Here is a 23358-nt window from a genome sequence, read left to right as displayed (position 1 = left end):
AGAACAGCATCAGCAGGGCGTAGGCCATCAGCGTCACCAGCGCCGTGCCGATCAGGTTGAGCGCGAAGCCGGCGCGGATCATCGACTGGATGCGCAGGTGCCCGGTGGCGAAGACGATGGCGTTGGGCGGGGTGGCCACCGGCATCATGAAGGCGCAGCTGGCGGCGATGGCCGCGGGCACGGTGATCAGCAGCGGCGAGATGTCCAGAGACAGGGCCAGCGCGCCCAGCAGCGGCAGGAAGGCCGCGGCGGTGGCGGTGTTGGAGGTGATCTCGGTGAGGAAGATGATCACCAGCACCACGCTGCCGATCAGCGCCAGCAGCGGGAAGACCGCCAATCCGCCGAGCTGGTCGGCGATCCACTCCGCCAGCCCCGAGCGGCTGATGGTGCCGGCCAGGGCCAGGCCACCGCCGAACAGCAGCAGGATCCCCCAGGGCAGCTCGCGGGCCTCTTCCCAGCTCATCAGTCGTTCGCCGGGGGCGCGCCCGGCCGGCGTCAGGAACAGCAGCAGGCCGGCGGCGATGGCGATGCCGGTATCGGAAAGCCAGTCGAGCCCCGCATCGTTGAGCAGCGGGCGGCCGACCCAGGCCGCGGCGGCCAGCAGGAAGAGCGTGCCCACCCGGCGCTCCGGCGACGTGATGCCGCCCAGCCGGTCGAGCTCGTCGTCGATCAGGGCGGCGCTGTCCTCGCCGGCCGTCAGGGCGAAGCCACGGCGGGTCAACCACCACCAGGCGCAGGCCATCATCGCCACGCTGATCGGCAGGCCGACCAGCATCCACCGGGCGAAGCCCAGGTCGATGCCCCGCTCGTCGGCCAGGTAGCCGGCGAGCAGGGCATTGGGTGGGGTGCCGATCAGCGTCGCCACGCCGCCGATGCTCGCCGAGTAGGCGATGGCCAGCAGCAGGGCGGTGGCATAGCGCCCCAGTGCCTCGGGGTCGCTGTCGTCGAGCAGGCTGACCACCGACATGCCGATCGGCAGCATCATGATGGTGGTGGCGGTATTCGAGACCCACATGCTGAGAAACCCGGTGGCCAGCATGAAGCCGCCGATCTGGCGCCTCGGGTGGCGCCCCACGACCCGCAGCACTCGCAGGGCGATCCGCCGGTGCAGGTTCCAGCGTTGCATGGCGATCCCCAGCAGGAAGCCGCCGAGGAAGAGGTAGATGATGGGGTTGGCGTAGCTCGCCGCGGTCTCGCGGATCTCGCCGATGCCCAGCGCGGGAACCAGCACCAGGGGCACCAGCGCGGTGGCGGGAATCGGGATCGCTTCCGTGGACCACCAGGTGGCCATCAGCAGGGCCAGACCGACACAGGACCAGGCCGGCTCGGGCATTCCCGCCGGGGCCGGGGCGAGCAGGCAGATCACCAGCCACAGCGGGCCCAGCCAGAGGCCGATCCGGCCGGCACGCGAGGGCGGCGACGGCGTCGGGCTGCCAGTCGACATGCGGTTCTCCTCGTCTCGCGGCCGCCGGTCGGGGCGCCGCCCTGCGGCGCTTTCCGGGGGCCGGCGGCCGGGTGGCGGGCAAGCACATGGCAATCAAGGGTTTGGGACGCATCCCCCGGCAGTATAGAATGCGCTGTCCATGCAACGCTCGTCGGGAAGCTATCCATGACCACCACCACCGCGCTGATCCTGCTCGGCCTTGCCCTGGCCGTCGTGGCCGGCCTCGGGGCCTATGCCGTCACCCTGTGGCGGGAAGTGAAACGCCGCCGGGACTTCCGCGAGGAGGAGCTGCGCCGGGCCCACGAGAACTGTCTCGAGAACCTCGAGCTGGTCGCCTCGGCCCTGATGCAGCAACAGGTGGACATCACCGAGGGCGCCTGGCGCTGCAAGACCCTGCTCGAGATCCTCGACCCCAGCCTGATCGAGCGTCCCGAGTTCCGCGCCTTCGGCGAGGTGCACAGCCGCACCCGCCACCTGCATACCCATTCCGCCCGCCAGGCCCTGAGCCCCAAGGCCCGCTTCCACGAGGACCGCGAGCGACTGGCCGTCGAGGACGAGCTGCGCGATGCCGTGCTCGAGGCGGCCGGCGCCGTGGTCAGCTTTCGACGGGGCTGGCCCGGGTCGCTGCATTGATCCCGGTCAAGGCCGTCGATATTCGTGCTCGATGGCCCTTTTGATTGCATCATCCGCCAGACTTCGGCAAGCTTGCCACCGAGCCGTAGATGGCTGAAATGTGGAAGGAGTCCGCAGTCATCTCGCGGCATTGACTGGCTGAAAAGGCATATCCGTGCTTTCTTGGTCGGGGAGGGTGGGGTTTGCTCGCCTCGCCTGAAATTGCAGATCGGACCCACTGCTTACTGGATGGTTTCGCTGACGTTGCCCATACCAGATTTGTGTCAAGAAGGAGTCTTACATGAAGAAATCAACGACTGGCTTACTGCTCGGTTCCGCTCTGGTTGTCGGCCTTTCCGGCTGCGCCAGCTCGGCCTCTCAATCCTCCGGCATGGGGGATTCCGCGTCCTCCGATCGTGCCTGGTACAAGCACCCCTTCGTCTGCGGCCTGGCCGGCGGCGTGGTCGGTGGCGGCATCGGCTATGCCACCAGCAGTGAGTCCGACGAGGACCAGGGGGCGGCCATCGGCAGCACCGCCGGTGCCACCATCGGTGCGCTGCTGTGTGCCGAGCCCAACCGCACTCCGGCGGCCGAGCGCGAGGCGCGCGACACCGATGGTGACGGCGTCATCGATGCCAACGACCAGTGCCCGGGTACCCCGGCCGGTGTGGCCGTGGATGCCGTCGGCTGCCCGCTGGATTCCGACGGCGACGGCGTGCCGGACTTCCAGGACCAGTGCCCGGGTACCCCGGCCGGTGCCGAGGTCAACGCCCTGGGCTGCGAGGAAGACCTGGTGCTGCGTGACGTCAACTTCGAGTTCGACTCCGCCACGCTGACCATGGGCGCCGAGCAGATCCTGGCCGGTGTCGCCGAGAAGCTGCGTGCCAACGAGAACGTTCGCGTGCGTGTCGAGGGTCACACCGATTCCGTGGGCAGCGATGCCTACAACGAGGATCTGTCCCAGCGTCGTGCCGACTCCGTCGCCGACTACCTGGCGACCCAGGGTGTCGACCGCAACCGCATGCGCACCATCGGCTATGGTGAGTCGCAGCCGGTCGCGACCAACGATACCGATGCCGGCCGCGCCGAAAACCGCCGCGTGGAGCTGGGCGAGTGGGAGTGATCCCGCGCTGAGCCCCCATGCCCCGACGAGCCGGGGCATGGCGAGTCTCCGGGAGGCGCCTTCGGGCGCCTCTTTTCGTGCCGCCTCCCCGCCGGCCATGGCGTCGAGGGGGGGCGTCTGCTAGGCTAGGCGGCGCTTTCTCGAGCGCCCCGACGACCATTCTTTCTGGCGACACGTGATCCCTGGTATGGATCACCACTGCGCACAAGGAACCTCTTCATCATGCCCATCGTGACCCTGCCGGACGGCAGCCAGAGATCCTTCGACGAACCGCCCAGCGTGATGCAACTGGCCGAGAGCATCGGCACCGGCCTGGCCAAGGCCTGCGTGGCCGGCCGCATCGATGGCGTGCTGGTGGATGCCGCGGACGTCATCGACCATGACGCCGAGGTGGCCATCATCACCGCCCGTGACCCGGAAGGGCTGGAGATCATTCGCCACACCTGTGCCCACCTGGTCGGCCACGCCGTCAAGCAGCTCTATCCCGATGCCAAGATGGCCATCGGGCCGGTGATCGAGGACGGGTTCTACTACGACATCGACTTCGGCCGCTCGGTGACCCCCGAGGACCTCGAGGCCATCGAGCAGCGCATGAAGGCGCTGATCGAGACGGGCTATGACGTGGTCCGCGAGTACGTCGACCGCGACCAGGCCATGCTGACCTTCCTGCACCGCGACGAGCCGTACAAGCAGGAGATCGTCCGTGAGATTCCCGAGGGCGAGACCATCCGCCTCTATCATCACGAGGAATACACCGACATGTGCCGGGGCCCCCATGTGCCCAATACCCGGCACCTCAAGGCGTTCAAGCTCACCAAGCTGGCCGGTGCCTACTGGCGGGGGGACGCCGAGCGTCCCATGCTGACCCGTATCTACGGCACCGCCTGGGGCGACAGGAAGCAGCTCAAGGGCTACCTCAAGCGCCTCGAGGAGGCCGAGAAGCGCGACCACCGCAAGCTGGCGCGCAAGCTCGATCTCTTCCATATGCAGGAAGAGGCCCCCGGCATGGTGTTCTGGCATCCGCGGGGCTGGACGCTGTGGCAGGTGGTCGAGCAATACATGCGCCAGGTCTACAAGGATGGCGGCTATCAGGAGATTCGCTGCCCGCAGATCATGGATGTGTCGCTGTGGAAGAAGTCCGGCCACTGGGACAACTACGCCGACGGGATGTTCTTCACCGAGTCGGAAAAGCGCGAATACGCGCTCAAGCCGATGAACTGCCCGGGGCATGTGCAGGTGTTCAACTCCGGCCTGCGCAGTTACCGCGAGTTGCCGGTGCGCTACGGCGAATTCGGCGGCTGCCATCGTAACGAGCCGTCCGGTGCCCTGCATGGCCTGATGCGCGTGAGGGGCTTCACCCAGGATGATGGCCACGTCTTCTGCACCGAGGGGCAGATCGAGTCGGAGGTCACCAGCTTCCACCGCCAGGCCCAGAAGGTGTATGGTGACTTCGGCTTCGAAGACATCGACGTGAAGCTGGCGCTGCGCCCCGATAAGCGTCTCGGCGACGATGACGTGTGGGATCGCGCCGAGGACGCCCTGCGCAGCGCACTCAAGGCCTGCGGCGTCGCCTGGGACGAGTTGCCGGGGGAGGGCGCCTTCTACGGTCCCAAGATCGAGTACCACATGAAGGACTGCCTGGGCCGGGCCTGGCAGGTCGGCACCATGCAGGTCGATTTCATGATGCCCACCCGCCTCGGCGCCCAGTACGTGAACGAGGAGGGCGATCGCCGTGCCCCGGTAATGCTGCACCGCGCCATCGTCGGCTCGATGGAGCGCTTCATCGGTATCCTCATCGAGCACTATGCCGGCGCCATGCCGCTGTGGCTGGCCCCGCAGCAGGCAGCGGTGTTGACCATCACCGATGCCCAGCGGGATCATGCCCTCGACCTCGAGCGGCGCCTGCAAAAAATCGGCCTTCGCGTCAAGGCGGACTTGAGGAACGAGAAGATCGGCTTTAAAATCCGCGAGCATACGTTGCAGAAGGTCCCCTATCTCCTGGTGGTGGGAGATAAGGAAGTCGAGGCCGACTCGGTCGCCGTGCGCACCCGCAGCGGCGAAGATCTCGGTATCATGACGGTGGACGCCTTCATCGACCTGGTACGGGCCGAGCGGCAATAGCGACATCTTCCTTAGGCGAAAGTGGAGACGGAACCATCAAGCGAAGCAACCCTAGAGGGCGCCCGCAGGACAAGCGCCCCCCGATGAACGAGCGCATTACCGAGGATCAGGTTCGCCTGATCGACAGCGACGGCGAGCAGCTGGGCATCGTGCCCACCAGCGAAGCGCTGGAGCGTGCCGAAACGGCCGGTTTGGACCTCGTCCAGATTTCCAATGCCGATCCCATCGTCTGCAAGATCATGGATTACGGCAAGTTCGTCTTCGAGCAGAAGAAGCAGAAGGCGGCACAGAAGAAGAAGACGAAGCAGATTCAGGTCAAGGAAGTCAAGTTCCGGCCTGGCACCGACGAGGGCGACTACCAGGTGAAGATGAAGAACCTGGTGCGTTTCCTCGAAGGTGGCGACAAGGGCAAGGTCACGCTGCGCTTCCGCGGTCGCGAGATGGCCCATCAGGACCTCGGTCGCAAGCTGATGGAGCGGATCGCCGCCGATCTCGAGGAGATCGGTACCGTGGAGTCCTTCCCCAAGATGGAAGGGCGCCAGATGATCATGATCATTGCCCCCAAGAAGAAGTGATCCGACGGCCCGGTCAACGGGTGGCCGGCGAGACGCCGGCCATCGGCCCCGGATTTTCTAAAGAATCTCGAGCGGAGTTCATCTCATGCCGAAAATCAAGAGCAACAGCGGCGCTGCCAAGCGCTTCAAGAAGACGGCCAACGGCTTCAAGCACAAGCAGTCGTTTCGCAGTCACATCCTGACCAAGAAGTCCACCAAGCGGAAGCGTCAGCTGCGTGGGATGAAGCAGATCCACGACGCCGACAAGCAGCTCGTGCAGCGCATGCTGCCGAACCTGTAACCCCTTGGTCGCAACCCTTTACCGTCAGGAGTAAGCCATGACTCGCGTCAAGCGTGGCGTCGTTGCACGTCGCCGTCACAAGAAGATCCTCAAGCAGGCCAAGGGCTACTACGGTGCCCGTTCACGCGTCTTCCGCGTGGCCAAGCAGGCCGTCATCAAGGCCGGTCAGTATGCCTACCGTGACCGTCGCCAGCGCAAGCGCCAGTTCCGCGCCCTGTGGATCCAGCGCATCAACGCCGGTGCCCGTCAGCACGGTCTGTCCTACAGCCGCTTCGTCGGCGGCCTGAAGAAGGCCGGCATCGAGATCGACCGCAAGGTGCTCGCCGACCTGGCCGTTCACGAGAAGGCTGCCTTTGCCGCCATCGTCGAGAAGGCCAAGGCTGCCCAGTAAGTGATCTCGATTCCGGGAGGGCGCGGACCACGGTGCGTGCCGTCCCGATGATCGTCGCAGGGGAAGAGCAGCCGCTCTTCCCCTGTTTTTTTTCGCATGCGACAAAGCAAGCTCACTACTTCGGAGCATCAACGGATGGACCACCTTCCCACTCTGGTCGCCGAGGCCCGCGACGCCATCCACGCCGCCGACGGCATGGCCGCGCTGGACGAGCTGCGCGTGCGTTATCTCGGCAAGAAGGGCGAGATCACCGCGCTGCTCAAGGGCCTCGGCAAGCTGCCGGCGGAAGAGCGCCCGGCCGCCGGCGAGCGCATCAACCAGGCCAAGCAGGCCCTGGCCGAGGAACTCGACGAGCGCCGTCAGACCCTGGAGAAGGCCGCCCTGGAAGCCCGCCTGGCCGCCGAGCGCGTCGACGTGACCCTGCCCGGTCGCGGCCAGCCGAGTGGCGGCCTGCACCCGGTGACCCGGACCCTGGAGCGCATCGAGGGGCTGTTCACCCGCATCGGCTACGACGTGGCGGTGGGCCCGGAGATCGAGGACGACTACCACAACTTCGAGGCCCTCAACATTCCCGCCCACCACCCGGCGCGGGGCATGGCCGACACCTTCTACTTCGATGCCACCCGGCTGCTGCGCACCCATACCTCGCCGGTCCAGGTGCGCACCATGAAGGAGGCCGAGCCGCCGATCCGCATCGTCTGCCCGGGGCGGGTCTATCGCAGCGACTCGGACCTGACGCATACCCCGATGTTCCACCAGGTCGAGGGGCTGCTGGTGGACGAGGGCGTCAGCTTCGCCGACCTCAAGGGCACCATCGAGGACTTCCTGCACGCCTTCTTCGAGCGCGAGGATCTCTCGGTGCGCTTCCGCCCGTCCTACTTCCCGTTCACCGAGCCGTCGGCGGAGGTGGATATCCAGTGCGTGATGTGCAACGGCGACGGCTGCCGGGTCTGCTCGCAAAGCGGCTGGCTGGAGGTCATGGGCTGCGGCATGGTGCATCCGGAAGTCTTCCGCCACTCCGGCATCGACACCGAGCGCTACACCGGCTTCGCCTTCGGCATGGGCGCCGAGCGCCTGGCCATGCTGCGCTATGGGGTCAACGACCTGCGGCTGTTCTTCGACAACGACCTGCGCTTCCTCAAGCAGTTCGCCTGACCGTCTCAAGAACACAGCGATAGGATTTGTCATGAAATTTTCCGAACAGTGGCTGCGTGAATGGGTCTCCCCGGCGCTGGCGACCCAGGCCCTGGCCGACCAGATCACCATGGCCGGCCTCGAGGTCGATGCCATCGAGCCCGTGGCGTCCGCCTTCGAGGGCGTGGTGGTGGCCGAGGTCGTCGCCAGGGCTCCGCACCCGGACGCCGACAAGCTCAGTGTCTGCCAGGTCGACGACGGCAGCGGCGAGCCGGTGCAGGTGGTCTGCGGCGCGCCCAACGTGGCCGAGGGCCAGAAGGTGCCCTTCGCCCGGGTCGGCGGGGTGCTGCCTGGCGACTTCAGGATCAAGAAGGCCAAGCTGCGCGGCGTCGAGTCCCGCGGCATGATCTGCTCCGCCTCGGAGCTGGGCCTGACGGAGGAGGCCTCCGAAGGCATCCTGGTGCTGCCGGTGCAGGCGCCGGTGGGCGAGGACGTCCGCGACTTCCTGGCCCTCGATGATCACACCATCGAGGTCGACCTCACGCCCAACCGCGGCGACTGCCTGAGCGTCAAGGGCATGGCCCGCGAGGTCGGCGTGCTCAACCGCCTGGCGGTCGAAGGGCCGAGTATCGCGCCGGTGCCCCCGGCCCACGACGAGACCTTCCCGGTGCGCGTCGAGGACGCCGAGGGCTGTCCGCGCTACCTGGGCCGGCTGATCAAGGGCGTCGACGTGACCGCCGAGACGCCGCTGTGGATGGTCGAGCGGCTGCGCCGTGGCGGCATCCGTGCCATCGACCCGGTGGTCGACGTCACCAACTACGTGATGCTCGAGCTCGGCCAGCCCCTGCATGCCTTCGACCGCGCCAACCTGCAGGGCGCCGTGGTGGTCCGCCAGGCGCGAGAGGGCGAGCGGCTGGTGCTGCTCGACGGCCAGGAGATCACCCTGAGCGGCGGGACCCTGATCATCGCCGACGAGCGCGGCCCGCTGGCCATCGCCGGCGTCATGGGCGGCGAGCACTCCGGCGTGAACGCCGAGACCCGGGACATCTTCCTCGAGTCGGCGCACTTCTCGCCGCTGGCCGTGGCCGGCCAGGCCCGCGCCTACGGCCTGCACACCGATGCCTCCCATCGCTTCGAGCGCGGCGTCGACTCGACCCTGGCCCGCGAGGCGGCCGAGCGGGCCACGGCCCTGCTGCTGGACATCACCGGCGGCGAGGCCGGGCCGCTGGTCGAGGTCGTCGACACCGACCGCCTGCCCGGCGAGCGCGAGGTGCTGCTGCGCCGGGCGCGTCTCGACCAGGCCCTCGACAAGGTGCTGCCCGCCGAGGACGTCGGCGAGATCCTCGAGCGTCTCGGCATGGCGGTGGAAGCCGGCGAGGAGGGCTGGCGCGCCCGGGTGCCGAGCTGGCGTTTCGATGTCGCCATCGAGGAGGACCTGATCGAGGAAGTGGCGCGCATCCACGGCTACAACCGCCTGCCGGTGCGCCGTCCCCAGGCGCGACTCGGCCTGCGCCCCGACCACGAGGCGCGTACGCCGCTTTCACGACTGCGTCGCCAGCTGGTGGCCCGGGGCTACTTCGAGGCGGTGACCTACAGCTTCGTCGCCCCCGAGCTGCAGGCGGCGCTGCTGCCCGAGGCGGTCTCGCCGACGCTGGCCAACCCGATCTCCAGCGATCTCTCGGTGATGCGGGCGAGCCTCTTCCCGGGCCTGGTGCGGGCCCTGCAGCACAACCTGAACCGCCAGCAGAGCCGGGTGCGGCTGTTCGAGACCGGCCTGGTGTTCCGCGGCGAGCTGGATTCGCTGAGCCAGGTGCCGATGCTCGGCGCCCTGGTCTGCGGCGCCCGCGAGCCCGAAGGCTGGAGTGGTGGCAAGGACAAGGTCGACTTCTTCGATCTCAAGGGCGACCTGGAAAGCCTGCTGGCCATGGGCGGCGAGCCCGAGGCCTGGCGCTTCGAGCCCGGCGAGCATGCCGCCCTGCACCCGGGGCAGTGCGCGCGCCTCCTCTACCGCGGCGAGGAGGCCGGCTGGATCGGCACCCTGCATCCGGCGGTACGCGCCAGGCTGGGGCTGAAGGTGGACGCGCTGCTCTTCGAGGTGCGCCTGGACGCCTTGACCCATGGCAAGGTGCCGGCCTTCCAACCGCTGTCGCGTTATCCGGAGGTGCGCCGCGACCTGGCCTTCCTGGTCGATGCCGACCTGCCGGTGCAGTCACTGCTCGACACCCTGCGTGCCCAGGCCGGGGAGTGGCTCGTGGAGGCGCGGCTGTTCGATGTCTACCAGGGCCAGGGCGTGCCGGAGGGGCGCAAGAGCGTGGCCCTGGGCTTGACCTGGCAGCATCCTTCGCGCACGCTAAATGACGAGGAAATCAACCAGTTGGTCGATGCCATCGTCGAGGAGTCACGGCTGCACCTGGGTGCCGAGCTTCGCGCATGACGACGAGGGAGGTCGGCCATCAGCGTGAGGAAAGCGACATGGGGGCGTTGACCAAGGCCGAACTGGCCGAACACCTGCACGCCGAACTCGGCCTGTCCAAGCGCGAGGCCAAGTCCATGGTGGAGGCCTTCTTCGAGGAGATCCGCGGCTGCCTGCGCGAGAACGAGCAGGTCAAGCTGTCGGGTTTCGGCAACTTCGACCTGCGCGACAAGCGCGAGCGGCCCGGACGGAATCCCAAGACCGGCGAGGAGATCCCCATCTCGGCCCGGCGCGTGGTGACCTTCCGGCCGGGTCAGAAGCTCAAGACCCAGGTCGAGGACTACCACCCCGAGGAGCGCTGACGCCCCGGCCATGGACGACGACGCCACCCCGCGGGGTGGCGTCGTCATTTCCTCGTCCTGCGACGCGCCTAGACGAGGCCGTTCTCCAGGGCCCAGCTGACCACCACCTTGAAGACATAGCCGAGCATGCCGGCGCCGAGCACCACGAAGAGCATGAGGGTGCCGAAGCGACCGGCCCGGGACTGCTTGGCCAGGTCCCAGATGATGAAGCACATGAACAGCATCAGTCCGCCGATCATCAGCGGGGTGATCCAGGCTTCGAAGGTCTGTTGCATCTCGCCTCCGTGGTGAGGGGGAATCAAGGCGAAATATGATACTCGTTCTTGCTGGCATTCGCAGGGGGCCAGGCGCGGCATGCTGCCTCAGCCCCGGGATGCGAGGCGGGGCCGCCCCGTGTTAGTATCCGAGCGAAATTCTCAGGTAATTCCACGACATGCCCATGCTGAAGATATTCGTCGGTACCATGTACGGCGGCGCCCTTGACGTGGCCGAGCAGGTCACGCCGCTGTTCGAGGAGGCCGGCTACCAAGTCGCCATCTACGACCAGCCGACCCTGGACGACCTGACCGGGTCGCCCACCGACCTGGCGCTGTTCTGCGTCTCGACCACCGGCAGTGGCGACTACCCCGGCAACATCGTGCCCTTCGTGCGCGAGCTGGAGAGCCAGAGCCCCGGCCTGGGGACGCTGCGCTACGGGCTGATCGCGCTCGGCGACAGCTCCTACGTCGACTCCTACTGCGGGGCCGGTCGCAGCCTCGACGAGCTCCTCCAGGGCCAGGGCGCGTCGCGCCTGGGCGAGCGTCTCGAGGTGGACGCCATGGAGACCTTCATGGCCGACGACGAGGCCCTGCCCTGGGTCGAGGAGTGGATCGAGGCCCAGCAGCTCAAGGTCGCCTGAGCATGGGCGCCTCGCCGACGCCGGAACGCCTGAGCCTGCTGGTGGGGCTCGCCGTCGTCATGCTGGTCAGCCTGCCGCGCTACCTGATGGACGGCCAGCAGAGCCGCCTGACGCTGCTGGGGATCGCCCTGGTAGTGGTGATCGGCGTGGCGCTGGCCCAGTGGCGCCTGCTGGCCGCCGAGGCTCGCGGGCGCCTGCCCGTCCTGCTCCGGCGCCTGGTGGTCTGCCTGGTGGCCGGGGTCCTGGTCACCGCGGGCTGGCAGCTGCTGGCGGCCGGCTGGCGAGGCTGGGCGCTGCTGGTCTCCCATGGCGCCACCGCGGGGTTGCTGCTGCACGCCCTCGGCCTCTGGTGGAAGCCGGCCGACGAGAGATAAGGCGTAACAGGGAAGAAGGAAGAAGAGCGAAGAGTCGAGAACCGCGATCGGCAGGGCTCTCCTGCCTGCTTCACGCTTCACGCTTCACGCTTCACGCTTCACCCTTCACTCCTCACTCCTCACTCCTCACTCCTCACTCCTCACTCCTCACTCCTCATTCCCTACGCTTAGCCCAGCGTATAGCAGGGCTCGTACTGGCCGGCGAGCTTCATGCGACCCTGGGCCACGAAGGAGCCCAACAGCTCGTCCAGCCGGGCCATCAGCTCGGGCTCGGCGCTGAGTCGGAAGGGGCCATGGGCCTCGATCAGGCGAATGCCGCGTTCCTTGACGTTGCCGGCGACGATGCCCGAGAAGGCCCGGCGCAGGTTGGCGGCGAGCTCGTGTACCGGCTGGTTGCGGTGCAGGGCCAGGCCGGCCATGGACTCGTGGGTGGGATCGAAGGTCTCCTGGAAGTCCCGGGCCACGGTCAGCCGCCAGTTGTAGTAGAAGGCGTCCTGGCGGGCGCGGCGGTACTCGGTGACGTCGTCGATGCCCTTGCGCATGGTGCGAGCGACCTCGATGGGGTCGTCGATGATGATGCGGTACAGGCGGCGCACGGACTCGCCCAGGGTGTAGACCAGGAATTCGTCGATGCGCCTGAAGTAGTCGGCGGAGTCCGCGGGACCGGTCAGGATCACCGGCAGCTCCATGTCGGCGTTGTCCGGGTGCAGCAGGATGCCGAGCAGGTAGAGGATCTCCTCGGCGGTGCCCACGCCGCCGGGGAAGACGATGATGCCGTGACCCAGGCGCACGAAGGCCTCCAGGCGCTTCTCGATATCGGGCATCACCACCAGTTCGTTGACGATCGGGTTCGGCGCCTCGGCGGCGATGATGCCGGGCTCCGAGACGCCGAGGTAGCGGCCCTCGCTGCGGCGCTGCTTGGCGTGGGCCACGTTGGCACCCTTCATCGGCCCCTTCATGGCGCCCGGTCCACAGCCGGTACAGATGTCCAGTTCACGCAGGCCCAGGTGGTAGCCGACGTGCTTGGTGTAATCGTATTCCTCGCGGCTGATCGAGTGCCCGCCCCAGCACACCACCAGGCTGGGGTCGCGGCTCGGTTTCAGGGTGCCGGCCTTGCGCAGGATGTGGAACACCGCATTGGTGGTGCCCTCGGCGCTGGTCAGGTCGAAGCGGTGGTGGGTCTGGATCTCGTTGTAGACGTAGACGATGTCGCGCAGCACCGAGGACAGGTGCTCGCGGATGCCGCGGATCATCTTGCCGTCGACGAAGGCCTCGGCGGGGGCGCTGGTCAGCTTGAGGCGCACCCCGCGATCCTGCTGGAGCACCTCGATGTCGAAATCGGGGTAGGTCTCCATCAGCGCGAGGCCATCGTCGGTGGGGTTGCCGGAGTTGAGCACGGCCAGGGCGCAGCTGCGCAGCAACTCATGGAGGCCGCGGCGGGAGGTGTCATGCAACCGGTTGACCTCGTGCTGCGAGAGGATCTCGAGGCTGCCTTCCGGGGAAATGGTGCTGGAGATGGTGTCGGCCATTCAGGGCGTCCGTGTCACTGGGGATAGAAGCGGGCGGGTAGGGCCCGCGGCTTGGCCCGCCGACCCTTGCGGCGGCGCCAATGGATGATGCCTTCATGCTACCACGCCGCCTGGCCGCGGGCAGCGCTGCGGTGCGGGGAGCGAGCTGGTAGAATGATGGCGTCCGGTCCCTGCCAGCGACGCTCGTGCCATGTTCAACGCCCAGTACTTCCGTACCTTCATCACTCTCGTCGAGACCGGCAGCTTCACGCGCACGGCCCGGCGCCTCGAGATGACCCAGCCGGGCGTCAGTCAGCATATGCGCAAGCTCGAACAGTACCTGGGCAAGCCGCTGCTGGACCGCCAGGGCCGGCGTTTCGTGCTCACCGAGGCGGGGCGGCGCGCCCATGACTATGCCCTGAAGCTGTTCGCCGAGCACGAGCAGTTCCGCCACTCCCTCGACGACGAGAGCCTCGACAGCGGCGAGTGTCGCCTCGCCTCGCCGGGCAGCGTCGGCCTGATGCTGTATCCCTTCATCCTGGGGCAGCAGCAGATGCACACCGGGCTGACGGTCAGCTACAGCTTCGCCTTCAATCACGACATCGTCACCGACGTGCTGGCCGGACGTCATGATCTGGGCATCGTCACCGAGGCCGTGCGCCACCCGGATGTCGACTGCGAGGCGTGGCACCAGGAACCCTTGTGCCTGGTGGTGCCGGCGGACTTCGCCGGCACCGGGCTGGCCGACCTGATGGGCATCGGCTTCATCAGCTATTCCGATGGCGTCAACCATGCCGGGGTGCTGCTTCGCCACAACTTCCCGGCGGAGTTCCGCTCGATGAGCCACTTCCCCCGCCAGGGCTTCACCAACGAGGTGAGCATGGTGCTGGACGCCGTGGCGCGGGGCCTGGGCTTCAGCGTGGTCTCGCGCCTGGTGCTGGAGACCTCGCCCTGGCAGCGCCAGGTCAAGGAGCTGTCGTTGCCCCATCCGATCCACGAGACCCTCTACCTGGTCACCCGGCGGGGCAGCCGCATGCCGCGGCGCTATACCCGACTGCTCGAGGCCTTCCGCGAGCATCGCCGCCACGAGCGCTACGGGCACGGCAAGCCGCCGATGCCCGAGGCCGGCGAGCGTCTGGGCTGAGTCGTCGCCTCCCGATCCTCCCGCCACGAAAAAGCCCCGCCATGGCGGGGCTTCTCGTTGCTGGGCGCCGGGCTCACTCGCGGTAGGCGTCGATGCTCGGGCAGGAGCAGATCAGCTGGCGGTCGCCGAGCACGTTGTCGACCCGGTTGACCGCCGGCCAGTACTTGGCGGCCTTGACCGACGCCGAGGGGAAGGCGCCGAGCTCGCGGGAGTAGGGGCGCTCCCAGTCGGCGTCCATCAGGTCGGCCATGGTGTGCGGGGCATGGACCAGCGGGTTGTCGTCCGCCGGCCACTCGCCGGCCTCGACCCGGGCGACTTCCTCGCGGATGGCGATCATGGCGTCGCAGAAGCGGTCCAGCTCGCAGCGGGACTCCGACTCGGTGGGCTCGATCATCAGCGTGCCCGGCACCGGGAAGGACATGGTCGGGGCATGGAAGCCGTAGTCCATCAGGCGCTTGGCGATATCCTCCTCGCTGATCCCCGAGGCCGCCTTGAGCGGGCGGATGTCGATGATGCATTCGTGGGCCACGGTGCCGTTGGCGCCCTTGTAGAGCACCGGGTAGTGCTCGCCGAGGCGGTGGGCGATGTAGTTGGCGCCGAGGATGGCCAACTCGGTGGCCTCGCGCAGGCCCCGCGCGCCCATCATCTTGATGTAGGCCCAGGAGATCGGCAGGATCGAGGCGCTGCCGAACGGCGCCGCCGCCACCGCGCCGGAATCCGCCTCGACGCCGTCCAGCGGGCGCACCACGTGGTTGGAGACGTAGGGCGCCAGGTGGGCCTTGACGCCGATCGGCCCCATGCCCGGGCCGCCGCCGCCGTGGGGGATGCAGAAGGTCTTGTGCAGGTTGAGGTGGCTGACGTCGCCGCCGAAGTCGCCGGGGCGGGCCAGGCCGACCTGGGCGTTCATGTTGGCGCCGTCGATGTACACCTGGCCGCCATGGCGATGCACGATCTCGCAGGCCTCGCGCACGCCTTCCTCGAAGACCCCGTGGGTGGACGGGTAGGTGAGCATGATCGCCGAGAGGGCCTCGCCGTGCTGCTCGGCCTTGGCGCGCAGGTCATCGAGGTCGATGTTGCCGTCCGCGTCGCACTCCACCACCACCACCTTCATGTGGGCCATGGCCGCCGACGCCGGGTTGGTGCCGTGGGCGGAGCTGGGGATCAGGCAGACGTCACGGTGTCCCTGGCCCTGGGCCGCCTGGTAGCGACGGATCGCCACCAGCCCGGCGTATTCGCCCTGGGCGCCGGAGTTGGGCTGCATGGAGATATGCTCGTAGCCGGTGATCTCCACCAGGAAGGCGGCCAGCTCGTCGATGATCTGCTTGTAGCCGGCCACCTGGTCCTTGGGCGCGAAGGGATGGATGCGCGCGAGCTCCGGCCAGGTGATGGGGATCATCTCGGTGGTGGCGTTGAGCTTCATGGTGCATGAGCCCAGCGGGATCATGGCGTGAGCCAGCGACAGGTCCTTGTTCTCCAGCCGCTTGAGGTAGCGCAGCATCTCCGTCTCGCTGTGGTAGCGGCGGAAGGTCGGGTGCGTCAGGAACTCGGACTCGCGGCGGCTGGCCGCCGGGATGCCGCTGCTGCCCTGGGCGACGATCTCGGCATCGAGGGCGGCCACGGACAGGCCATGCTCCTCCCCCAGCAGCACGTCGAACAGCAGGTAGAGGTCGTGGGCGGTGGTGGTCTCGTCGAGGCTGATGCCCACGTCGCCGTCCGCAAAGTAGCGCAGGTTGACGTCGTGAGCCATGGCGCGACCGTGGATCTTGAAGGCGTCCGCGCCGGTCAGCCGCAGGGTGTCGAACCAGCTGTCGTGGGCCAGGCTGATGCCGCTGCGCCTCAGGCCCTCGGCGAGGATGGTGGTCAGGCGGTGGATGCGCCCGGCGATGGTGCGCAGTCCCTCGGCACCGTGGTAGACGGCGTAGAAGCCGGCGATGTTGGCCAGCAGCGCCTGGGCGGTGCAGATGTTGGAGGTGGCCTTCTCGCGGCGGATATGTTGCTCGCGGGTCTGCATGGCCATGCGCAGGGCGGTGTGGCCGCGGTTGTCCCGGGAGACCCCGATGATGCGGCCGGGGATCGAGCGCTTGAGCTTGTCGGTGGTGGCGAAGAAGGCGGCGTGGGGGCCGCCGAAGCCCATGGGCACGCCGAAGCGCTGGGAGGAGCCGACTACCATGTCGGCGCCCAGGGCGCCGGGCTCTCGCAGCAGCACCAGCGACATGATGTCGGCGGCCACGCAGGTCATGATGCCCTTGCCCTTGGCCGCGGCCAGCAGCGGGGCGAGGTCGTGGACCTTGCCGCCGTCGCCGGGATACTGCAGCAGGGCGCCGAAGACCTCGTGGGCGGCCAGTTCCTCGGCCGGGCCGACGATCAGCTCGAAGCCGAAGTAGTGGGCCCGGGTGCGCACCACGTCGAGGGTCTGGGGGAAGACGTCGTCGGCGACGAAGAAGGCATCGCTCCTGGCCTTCTTGTTGGCACGCCGACACAGCGCCATGGCCTCGGCGGCGGCGGTGGCCTCGTCGAGCAGCGAGGCGTTGGCCAGGCTCATGCCGGTGAGGTCCATGACCATCTGCTGGAAGTTCAGCAGGCCTTCCAGGCGACCCTGGGAGATCTCCGGCTGGTAGGGGGTATAGGCGGTATACCAGCCCGGGTTCTCCAGCACGTTGCGCTGGATGACCGCCGGCAGATGGGTATCGTAGTAGCCTTGGCCGATGTAGCTCTTGGCCACGCGGTTCTGGCGGGCCAGGCGATAGAGATAGTCCAGGGCCTCGGCCTCGCTGCGCGGCGGATCCAGGTCCAGCTCACGGCCCAGGCGGATGCCTGCCGGCACGGTGCGCTCGATGAGGCTGGCCATGCTGTCCATGTCCAGCGTCGCCAGCATGGCGGCCACGTCGGCAGCCTCCGGGCCGTTGTGGCGACGGATGAAAGCATCATGATTGGCCAGGTCGGCCAGGCGGCGTTTGTCGAAAGCCATGGAATACCCTGTTTACGTTTCGTCACCCGAGTCCGGGCAGGAGAGCGGCAAGCGCGGACCCGGCCGCCGGCCGGGTCCGCCGGGAGGGATCAGTCGTCAGCGTCGGCCAAGGCCTGGTAGGCGTCGGCGTCCATCAGGTCGTCGAGGGCGGCGGCGTCCTCGATGCGCACCTTCATGATCCAGGCGTCCTCGTAGGGCGACTCGTTGATGGACTCCGGCGCGTCCTCGAGGGCCTCGTTGATCGCCACCACCTCACCGGACACCGGGGCATAAAGGTCGGATGCGGCCTTGACCGACTCGACGACCCCGAATTCGTCCCCCTTGGCCAGGGTGGCCCCGACGTCGGGCAGTTCGACGAATACCACGTCGCCCAGCGATTGCTGGGCATGATCGGTGATGCCGATGGTCACGGTGCCGTCTCCGTTGTCCAGCACCCACTCGTGGCTTTCGGCATAACGCAGGTTGGCGGGGATAGAGCTCATGACGATTTCCTATACGAAAAAGGTTTTCTGATGCGGGGGCATCCTAACGCCCTCGTGGCCGTTTGGCGAGCCCCGGCGCGCCTGGATTCCCCGTGACGGGGAGGGTCCACCCCCAGCTTAGGTGCCCGTCGCGGGTCTTGCCCAGTTCCGTGATGCCCCGGTGCGCCGGGCGCGGACGCCACGCCGTGCGTGGCCAGTCCTTGCCCTGGTGGAATCCCACGGCTAGAGTGGCAGCGTTTCCGATAAGAAACAAGTTTCTCCTCGGCGCCGCCGAAGGCCCTGGCTCCCGCCCCTAGGGCGGCCTCCAGGCCCGGAACGTGCAAATGAACAACGGGCCATGGCGCGGTTGTGACTATACTTTGTCCTGCCGGATCGAGAAATCACCAAATTTTCCAATAGGAGACTGGAGCGCCAACGGAAGTATCCGCTATGGTACGCGTGTTCGTATCAGCGTGGTTTCACCCGACCGCGAGCACATGCACGTTGGTGCATAACAACAACCAGTATAGGGAGACGAGACGTGGAAACCTTGACCAATCTACTGTCAGCCATCGAGGGGGTCGTATGGGGCCCCTTGATGCTGGTACTGCTGCTGGGCGTCGGCCTGTATCTGCAGGCGGGCCTGCGCTTCCTGCCCATCCGCAAGCTGGGCATGGGCTTCAGGCTCCTGTGGCAGGGACGTACCACCGCCAAGGGCGAGGAGGGAGAAGGTGAGGTATCGCCCTTCAACGCCCTGATGACCTCGCTGTCGGCGACCATCGGTACCGGCAATATCGCCGGCGTCGCCACCGCCATCTTCCTGGGCGGTCCCGGCGCGGTGTTCTGGATGTGGATCACCGCCCTGGTGGGCATGGCCACCAAGTTCGCCGAGGCGGTGCTGGCGGTGCGCTACCGTCAGGTGGACGCGGCCGGCGATCACGTCGGCGGTCCGATGTACTACATCCGCAATGGCCTGGGCAGGAAGTGGGGCTGGCTGGGCGGTGCCTTCGCGCTGTTCGGTGCCGTGGCCGCCTTCGGCATCGGCAATACCGTGCAGTCCAACTCCGTGGCCGACGGCCTGGGTGAATCCATCGGCATGCCGCACTGGATCACCGGCCTGGTGATCATGGTGCTGGCCGGTGCGGTGATCCTCGGCGGCATCAAGCGGATCGCCAAGGTGGCGGGCAAGCTGGTGCCGATCATGGCCATCGCCTACGTCGTGTGTGGCTTGCTGGTGCTGTTCATCAACGCCGACCAGGTCGGCAGCGCCCTGGGCATGATCTTCGGTCACGCCTTCACGCCGATCTCCGCCGCCGGCGGCTTCGCCGGGGCCGCCGTGGCCAAGGCGATCCAGTTCGGCGTCGCCCGCGGGGTCTTCTCCAACGAGGCGGGCCTGGGCAGCGCGCCCATTGCCCATGCCGCGGCGCAGACCAAGAACCCGGTGCGCCAGGGCCTGATCGCCATGCTCGGGACCTTCATCGACACCATCGTGGTCTGCTCGATCACCGCCCTGGCGATCCTGACCACCGCCTGGACCTCCGGCGAGACAGGGGCGGCCCTCACGGCCCTGTCCTTCAACGAGGCCCTGCCGGGTATCGGCCAGTACGTGGTGTCCTTCGCCCTGGCGGTGTTCGCCTTCACCACCATCCTGGGCTGGGCCTTCTACGGCGAGAAGTGCTTCGAGTACCTGTTCGGCGTGGCCTCGATCAAGTACTACCGGGTGGTCTACATCCTGGCGATCTTCGTCGGCTCCGTGCTGCCGCTCGGCTTCGTGTGGCTGCTGGCCAGCGTGTTCAACGCCATGATGGCCATTCCCAACCTGATCGCCCTGGCGCTGCTGTCGCCGGTGGTGTTCCAGCTGACCAAGGACTACTTCGAGGGCAAGCCGGTGCTGCCGGGCGAGGACCTCAACAAGTGAGCGACGGCGTGGCCGGCCCGGTGCCGGCCACGCCCGCTTTCCACTCATGGCAAGGGTGAAACGATCCGATGACCGAACAACGCAAGACCCCGCTTTACGATCTGCACGTCGAACTGGGCGGCAGGATGGTGCCCTTCGCCGGCCATGCCATGCCGGTGCAGTTCCCCCTCGGCGTGAAGAAGGAGCATGAGCACACCCGCCAGGCCTGTGGCCTGTTCGATGTCTCGCACATGGGGCAGGTGCTGCTGCGCGGGCCCGAGCCGGCCAAGGCGCTGGAGACCCTGGTGCCGGCGGACCTGGTCGGCCTGGCCGAGGGCATGCAGCGCTACGGGCTGTTCACCAGCGAGGAGGGCGGCATCCTCGACGACCTGATGATCGTCAATGCCGGCGACCACCTCTACCTGGTGGTGAACGCCGCCTGCAAGGAGCAGGACATCGCCCACCTGCGCCGCGGCCTGGCCGACCACGAGGTCGAGGTGCTGGACCGCGGTCTGCTGGCCCTGCAGGGGCCGAAGGCCGCCGCCGTCATGCGGCGCCTGTGTCCCGACGCCTGCCGGATGGTCTTTATGCAGCACGGCAAGTTCACCATCGAGGGAATCGAGGTGTGGATCAGCCGCAGCGGCTATACCGGCGAGGATGGCTTCGAGATCTCGGTCGCCGCCGAACAGAGCGAGGCCCTGGCGCGACGCCTGCTCGCCGAGGACGAGGTCGAGCCGATCGGCCTGGGCGCGCGGGATTCACTGCGCCTCGAGGCGGGGTTGTGCCTGTACGGCCACGATATCGATACCAGCACCACCCCGGTGGAGGGGGGCCTGATCTGGGCCATCGGCAAGCCGCGCCGGCGGGGCGGCGAGCGCCCCGGTGGCTTCCCGGGGGCCGACCTGATCCTGCACCAGGTCGCCGAGAAGGACCACCAGCGCAAGCGGGTGGGCCTGCTAGGGGAGGGTCGGGCGCCGGTCCGCGAGGGCGCCGAGCTGTTCGACGCCGAGGGCAATCGCATCGGCGCGGTGACGTCGGGCGGCTTCGGCCCCAGCGTCGGCAAGCCGGTGGCCATGGGCTACGTGACCATCGCCCAGGCCGAGGTCGGCACCGTCGTGCATGCCGAGGTGCGCGGCAAGCGGTTGCCGATGACGGTCAGCAAGATGCCCTTCGTCACGCCGGGCTACTATCGCGGCTGAGCTTATACCGTTATCTTGCAATGGCGCTACCTGCGGCCATCCCGAGCGGGGTGGCCGCTTTCCGTTGTGTCGCTGGCGTGGATCGGGGCGCCCCATCAGGGGCCGGCCGGCGTGATCCAGCGAAAGGTCAGGCCGATGCGCAGCTCATCGCCCCGGCGTGGCAGCAGGGCATGCTCGAGCGCCGCCTGGGTGCCGGGGCCCATCAACAGCAGGCTGTCGTGGGGCTGGTCCACATTGAACGCCGGGGCGCGGCGGTCCTTCCAGCGGAAGCGCAGCGGGCGGTCGGCGCCCAGCGACACGCCCACGATCAGCGGTGCGGGACCCAGCTCCGGCTCGTCATCGCTGTGCCAGCCCATGCGCTCACGGCCGTTGGCATAGCGGTTGAGCAACACGCTGTTGAAGCGGGCCGGGTAACCGGCCACGGCCAGGCGCCGGATCACGGCATCGCGGATGGCCACGACCGTCGGGTGCCAGGGCGCCGGGTGGAAGTCGCGACCCGAGTAGCGATAGCGGGCGTCGCCCATCCACACCTGGCGGCGCGGGATCGGGTGCTCGCGGCCGTAGAGGCGCAGCCGTGGTTGCTGCCAGTCCAGCTCGCGGTCCAGGCGGGCGAGGGCGCGGTCCGCGGCGGGGTCGCCGAGCAGGTCGGTGAAGCGAATCAGCGCCGGCGAGGCCAGCAGCGCCGCGCCGTGGGGAGGATCGATCGGGGCCATGCCCCGAGCATGCCAGCCCGCCGGCTAGCCGGCCAGGGCCAGGCTCGCCTGGGCGAAGGCATAGCCGATCGCCGCCCCGGCGGCCACGTCGCTGAGGTAGTGCAGCCCCAGGCCGACCCGCGACACCGCGATCAGCGCCACCAGCGGCACCAGGGCGGGCAGCAGGGCGGGGCTGTGGGCCGCGACCAGGATCAGGAACATCACCGCGTGGATGGTGTGCCCGCTGGGGAAGCTGTAGCGGTCCAGGGCGGGTTCCTGGCAGCGGATGGTGGTGAAGGTAATGAAGGGGCGTTCGCGGCACAGGCGGGTCTTGACCAGGCGATAGAAGACGATGGCCGCCACGGCCGTCAGGGCATACTGGCCGGCCAGTCGCCAGCCCGCCTGGCCGTGCAGCCAGGGCTGGGCGAGGATCACCGCGACCCAGAGCGGCCAGTCGCCGAGCTTGCTGGCCAGGCGCAGGGTGGCGAGCCAGGGCCGGTGGATGCTGAAGCCGGCCAGTCGCTGGCAGAGTTGCCACTCCAGCAGGTCGAGGCGTTCAAATACCGCAGGGGCGCGTGGTTTCATCGGACATCTCCCGGGCAAGGTTCAGGGCGGCGAGGAAGTCGTCGGTGATGGCCGGCCAGCGGTAGTGCAGCGCCCGCTCCCGGGCGGCACGCCCCAGCCGGCCATAGCGGGCCGGCTGCTGGCACAGCGTGACGGCGGCCTCGAGGAAGCCGGTCTCGTCACCGACGGTCAGGCTGACGCCGTTGACCTCATCCTCGATCAGCTCGGCGCCGGCGGCGTGGCGGAAGGCCACCGTGGCCAGGCCGCTGGCCATGGCCTCGAGGAGCACATTGCCCCAGGTCTCGGAAATGGACGGGAAGATGAAGAGGTCGGCGCTGGCATAGTGGCGCGCCAGGCTCGCGGCGTCGATGAAACCGGTGAAGTGGACCTCGGGCAGCGCCTTCTCCAGCGCCGCCCGGCCGGGGCCGTCGCCGACCGCGACGAGGGTCATGTCCGGGCGGGCGGCGAGCATGGCCGTGAAGGTGTCGCGCAGCAGGGGGAGGTTCTTCTCGGGGGCCAGCCGGCCCACGTAGAGGGCCACCGGCCGATGCTCATCGCTGCCCCAGGCCTCGCGCAGGGCCGGGTCCCGGTGGCGGGGCGAGAAGTGCTCGCCGTCGATGCCCCGCGCCATCACCCGCACCCGTTCGAAGCCCCGGGCGCTGAGGCTGCGGGCCTGGGCCCGGGTGGGCACCAGGGTGGCCCCGCAGCGGTTGTGGAAGCGCCGCAGCCGCCGGGTGACCAGGGAGGACAGCCAGCCGACGCCATAGTCGCGGCAGTAGTGGTCGAAGTTGGTGTGCCAGCCGCCGACCACGGGGATGCCCAGTCGCTCGGCCACGCCCAGTGCCGACCAGCCCAGCGGCCCCTCGGTGGCGAGGTAGACGACGTCGGGGCGCTCGGCCTCCCACAGGCGACGGATGCGGCGCGCCGCGGGCAGGCCCAGGCGCACCTCCCGGTAGCCGGGCATCGATACGCCGCGGACCTGGAGCTCGGCGGCAATGCCCTCGGCGACATGCGGGCCAGCGGCGGGGCGCGGACGGATCAGCTGCAGCGTCTTGCCGCGCCGCCGCAGGTCGTCGCTGAGGCGGCCCAGGGTATGGGCCACGCCATTGATATCCGGTGACCAGGTTTCGCTGACCAGGCAGATGCGCATGTCGTCCCTCGTGGCGTCGCGGGCCGGGATGGCCCCCGTCAATCACGA

Annotated in this window: 22 protein-coding genes; 14 read left to right on the top strand and 8 right to left on the bottom strand. The window is 68.2% G+C overall.

The features are described from left to right. On the bottom strand, nt 1-1444 hold a 1444-nt coding region (locus QWY76_RS04290), incomplete at its 3' end, for an SLC13 family permease (protein WP_290309867.1). A gap of 165 nt (nt 1445-1609) precedes the next feature. Between QWY76_RS04290 and QWY76_RS04285 the strand changes: the two genes are divergently transcribed. The 9 genes from QWY76_RS04285 (at nt 1610) to ihfA (ending at nt 10455) form a co-directional block, all read left to right on the top strand. Next, complete coding sequence (locus QWY76_RS04285) at nt 1610-2077, top strand: DUF2489 domain-containing protein (protein WP_290309866.1); 468 nt, start codon at nt 1610-1612, stop codon at nt 2075-2077. A 280-nt stretch (nt 2078-2357) separates the two neighbouring features. Beyond that, nucleotides 2358-3179, top strand: coding sequence for an OmpA family protein (locus tag QWY76_RS04280; RefSeq protein ID WP_290309865.1), 822 nt, complete (start codon nt 2358-2360; stop codon nt 3177-3179). Between the two features lie 222 nt (nt 3180-3401). Further along, the gene (thrS, locus tag QWY76_RS04275; RefSeq protein ID WP_290309864.1) at nt 3402-5300 is read left to right on the top strand and encodes a threonine--tRNA ligase; all 1899 of its coding nucleotides are present in this window, start codon (nt 3402-3404) and stop codon (nt 5298-5300) included. Further along, entirely contained in the window at nt 5297-5875 is a 579-nt protein-coding gene (gene infC / locus QWY76_RS04270) for a translation initiation factor IF-3 (protein ID WP_435388948.1), read from the top strand. Before thrS ends, infC begins: the two co-directional genes overlap by 4 nt. 85 nt (nt 5876-5960) lie before the next feature. Continuing rightward, nucleotides 5961-6155 carry a 50S ribosomal protein L35 gene (gene rpmI / locus QWY76_RS04265; RefSeq protein ID WP_016854829.1) on the top strand — a complete coding sequence of 65 codons (195 nt, stop codon included), beginning with the start codon at nt 5961-5963 and terminating at the stop codon, nt 6153-6155. Between the two features lie 37 nt (nt 6156-6192). Beyond that, nucleotides 6193-6546: a 50S ribosomal protein L20 gene (gene rplT, locus QWY76_RS04260; protein ID WP_021817421.1), complete on the top strand. Its 354-nt coding sequence runs from the start codon at nt 6193-6195 to the stop codon at nt 6544-6546. Nucleotides 6547-6681: 135 nt separating this feature from the next. Beyond that, nucleotides 6682-7701 carry a phenylalanine--tRNA ligase subunit alpha gene (gene pheS, locus QWY76_RS04255; RefSeq protein ID WP_290309863.1) on the top strand — a complete coding sequence of 340 codons (1020 nt, stop codon included), beginning with the start codon at nt 6682-6684 and terminating at the stop codon, nt 7699-7701. Nucleotides 7702-7732: 31 nt separating this feature from the next. Further along, the gene (gene pheT, locus QWY76_RS04250; RefSeq protein WP_290309862.1) at nt 7733-10114 is read left to right on the top strand and encodes a phenylalanine--tRNA ligase subunit beta; all 2382 of its coding nucleotides are present in this window, start codon (nt 7733-7735) and stop codon (nt 10112-10114) included. Between the two features lie 38 nt (nt 10115-10152). Then, entirely contained in the window at nt 10153-10455 is a 303-nt protein-coding gene (ihfA, locus tag QWY76_RS04245; RefSeq protein ID WP_183385408.1) for an integration host factor subunit alpha, read from the top strand. A gap of 68 nt (nt 10456-10523) precedes the next feature. Here ihfA and QWY76_RS04240 read toward each other — a convergent pair whose 3' ends face one another. Continuing rightward, a complete protein-coding gene (locus QWY76_RS04240) occupies nt 10524-10730 on the bottom strand; it encodes a DUF2788 domain-containing protein (RefSeq protein ID WP_290309861.1) in 207 nt (68 codons plus the stop codon). A 158-nt stretch (nt 10731-10888) separates the two neighbouring features. Between QWY76_RS04240 and QWY76_RS04235 the strand changes: the two genes are divergently transcribed. Then, a complete protein-coding gene (locus tag QWY76_RS04235; RefSeq protein ID WP_290309860.1) occupies nt 10889-11353 on the top strand; it encodes a flavodoxin in 465 nt (154 codons plus the stop codon). Between the two features lie 2 nt (nt 11354-11355). Continuing rightward, nucleotides 11356-11727, top strand: coding sequence for a hypothetical protein (locus tag QWY76_RS04230; RefSeq protein ID WP_290309859.1), 372 nt, complete (start codon nt 11356-11358; stop codon nt 11725-11727). A gap of 167 nt (nt 11728-11894) precedes the next feature. Here QWY76_RS04230 and ppnN read toward each other — a convergent pair whose 3' ends face one another. Then, the gene (ppnN, locus tag QWY76_RS04225; protein ID WP_290309858.1) at nt 11895-13256 is read right to left on the bottom strand and encodes a nucleotide 5'-monophosphate nucleosidase PpnN; all 1362 of its coding nucleotides are present in this window, start codon (nt 13254-13256) and stop codon (nt 11895-11897) included. 190 nt (nt 13257-13446) lie between these two features. Between ppnN and QWY76_RS04220 the strand changes: the two genes are divergently transcribed. After that, the gene (locus QWY76_RS04220; RefSeq protein ID WP_290309857.1) at nt 13447-14379 is read left to right on the top strand and encodes a LysR family transcriptional regulator; all 933 of its coding nucleotides are present in this window, start codon (nt 13447-13449) and stop codon (nt 14377-14379) included. Nucleotides 14380-14452: 73 nt separating this feature from the next. On the opposite strand, the gene gcvP is transcribed toward QWY76_RS04220, so the two are convergent. Both gcvP and gcvH read right to left on the bottom strand, forming a co-directional pair. Then, nucleotides 14453-17347, bottom strand: a complete 2895-nt coding sequence (gene gcvP / locus QWY76_RS04215; protein ID WP_290309856.1) for an aminomethyl-transferring glycine dehydrogenase — start codon at nt 17345-17347, stop codon at nt 14453-14455. Nucleotides 17348-17436: 89 nt separating this feature from the next. Beyond that, nucleotides 17437-17829 (bottom strand): glycine cleavage system protein GcvH, encoded by a 393-nt coding sequence (gene gcvH / locus QWY76_RS04210; protein ID WP_290309855.1) that lies wholly within the window; start codon nt 17827-17829, stop codon nt 17437-17439. A 520-nt stretch (nt 17830-18349) separates the two neighbouring features. On the opposite strand from gcvH, the gene QWY76_RS04205 reads away from it, so the two are divergent. Further along, the gene (locus QWY76_RS04205; RefSeq protein WP_290309854.1) at nt 18350-19726 is read left to right on the top strand and encodes an alanine/glycine:cation symporter family protein; all 1377 of its coding nucleotides are present in this window, start codon (nt 18350-18352) and stop codon (nt 19724-19726) included. A gap of 68 nt (nt 19727-19794) precedes the next feature. Continuing rightward, complete coding sequence (gene gcvT / locus QWY76_RS04200; protein ID WP_290309853.1) at nt 19795-20904, top strand: glycine cleavage system aminomethyltransferase GcvT; 1110 nt, start codon at nt 19795-19797, stop codon at nt 20902-20904. A gap of 95 nt (nt 20905-20999) precedes the next feature. Here gcvT and QWY76_RS04195 read toward each other — a convergent pair whose 3' ends face one another. The 3 genes from QWY76_RS04195 to QWY76_RS04185 are packed head-to-tail and all read right to left on the bottom strand — an operon-like array spanning nt 21000 to nt 23310. Continuing rightward, nucleotides 21000-21617 (bottom strand): alpha-ketoglutarate-dependent dioxygenase AlkB family protein, encoded by a 618-nt coding sequence (locus tag QWY76_RS04195; RefSeq protein ID WP_290309852.1) that lies wholly within the window; start codon nt 21615-21617, stop codon nt 21000-21002. Between the two features lie 24 nt (nt 21618-21641). Next, the gene (locus tag QWY76_RS04190) at nt 21642-22181 is read right to left on the bottom strand and encodes a phosphatase PAP2 family protein (RefSeq protein ID WP_290309851.1); all 540 of its coding nucleotides are present in this window, start codon (nt 22179-22181) and stop codon (nt 21642-21644) included. Beyond that, on the bottom strand, nt 22153-23310 hold the full coding sequence (locus tag QWY76_RS04185) for a glycosyltransferase family 4 protein (protein ID WP_290309850.1): 1158 nt from the start codon (nt 23308-23310) through the stop codon (nt 22153-22155). The genes QWY76_RS04190 and QWY76_RS04185 overlap by 29 nt, the downstream gene beginning before the upstream one ends. Nucleotides 23311-23358: the final 48 nt, after the last annotated feature.

This window comes from Halomonas maura (genome assembly GCF_030409305.1).
Taxonomy (GTDB): Bacteria; Pseudomonadota; Gammaproteobacteria; order Pseudomonadales; family Halomonadaceae; genus Halomonas; species Halomonas maura.
Note: the sequence above shows the minus strand (reverse complement) of the source record. Positions and strands in the feature narration are given on the sequence as shown.

Coding starts and splice junctions, on each gene's coding strand:
- QWY76_RS04285 (WP_290309866.1), top strand. CDS start 1,610: ATGACCACCACCACCGCGCTGATCCTGCTCGGCCTTGCCCTGGCCGTC.
- QWY76_RS04190 (WP_290309851.1), bottom strand. CDS start 22,181: ATGAAACCACGCGCCCCTGCGGTATTTGAACGCCTCGACCTGCTGGAG.
- thrS (WP_290309864.1), top strand. CDS start 3,402: ATGCCCATCGTGACCCTGCCGGACGGCAGCCAGAGATCCTTCGACGAA.
- QWY76_RS04240 (WP_290309861.1), bottom strand. CDS start 10,730: ATGCAACAGACCTTCGAAGCCTGGATCACCCCGCTGATGATCGGCGGA.
- QWY76_RS04220 (WP_290309857.1), top strand. CDS start 13,447: ATGTTCAACGCCCAGTACTTCCGTACCTTCATCACTCTCGTCGAGACC.
- QWY76_RS04280 (WP_290309865.1), top strand. CDS start 2,358: ATGAAGAAATCAACGACTGGCTTACTGCTCGGTTCCGCTCTGGTTGTC.
- QWY76_RS04195 (WP_290309852.1), bottom strand. CDS start 21,617: ATGGCCCCGATCGATCCTCCCCACGGCGCGGCGCTGCTGGCCTCGCCG.
- ihfA (WP_183385408.1), top strand. CDS start 10,153: ATGGGGGCGTTGACCAAGGCCGAACTGGCCGAACACCTGCACGCCGAA.
- QWY76_RS04230 (WP_290309859.1), top strand. CDS start 11,356: ATGGGCGCCTCGCCGACGCCGGAACGCCTGAGCCTGCTGGTGGGGCTC.
- QWY76_RS04235 (WP_290309860.1), top strand. CDS start 10,889: ATGCCCATGCTGAAGATATTCGTCGGTACCATGTACGGCGGCGCCCTT.
- ppnN (WP_290309858.1), bottom strand. CDS start 13,256: ATGGCCGACACCATCTCCAGCACCATTTCCCCGGAAGGCAGCCTCGAG.
- gcvT (WP_290309853.1), top strand. CDS start 19,795: ATGACCGAACAACGCAAGACCCCGCTTTACGATCTGCACGTCGAACTG.
- rplT (WP_021817421.1), top strand. CDS start 6,193: ATGACTCGCGTCAAGCGTGGCGTCGTTGCACGTCGCCGTCACAAGAAG.
- gcvH (WP_290309855.1), bottom strand. CDS start 17,829: ATGAGCTCTATCCCCGCCAACCTGCGTTATGCCGAAAGCCACGAGTGG.
- QWY76_RS04185 (WP_290309850.1), bottom strand. CDS start 23,310: ATGCGCATCTGCCTGGTCAGCGAAACCTGGTCACCGGATATCAATGGC.
- pheS (WP_290309863.1), top strand. CDS start 6,682: ATGGACCACCTTCCCACTCTGGTCGCCGAGGCCCGCGACGCCATCCAC.
- pheT (WP_290309862.1), top strand. CDS start 7,733: ATGAAATTTTCCGAACAGTGGCTGCGTGAATGGGTCTCCCCGGCGCTG.
- rpmI (WP_016854829.1), top strand. CDS start 5,961: ATGCCGAAAATCAAGAGCAACAGCGGCGCTGCCAAGCGCTTCAAGAAG.
- gcvP (WP_290309856.1), bottom strand. CDS start 17,347: ATGGCTTTCGACAAACGCCGCCTGGCCGACCTGGCCAATCATGATGCT.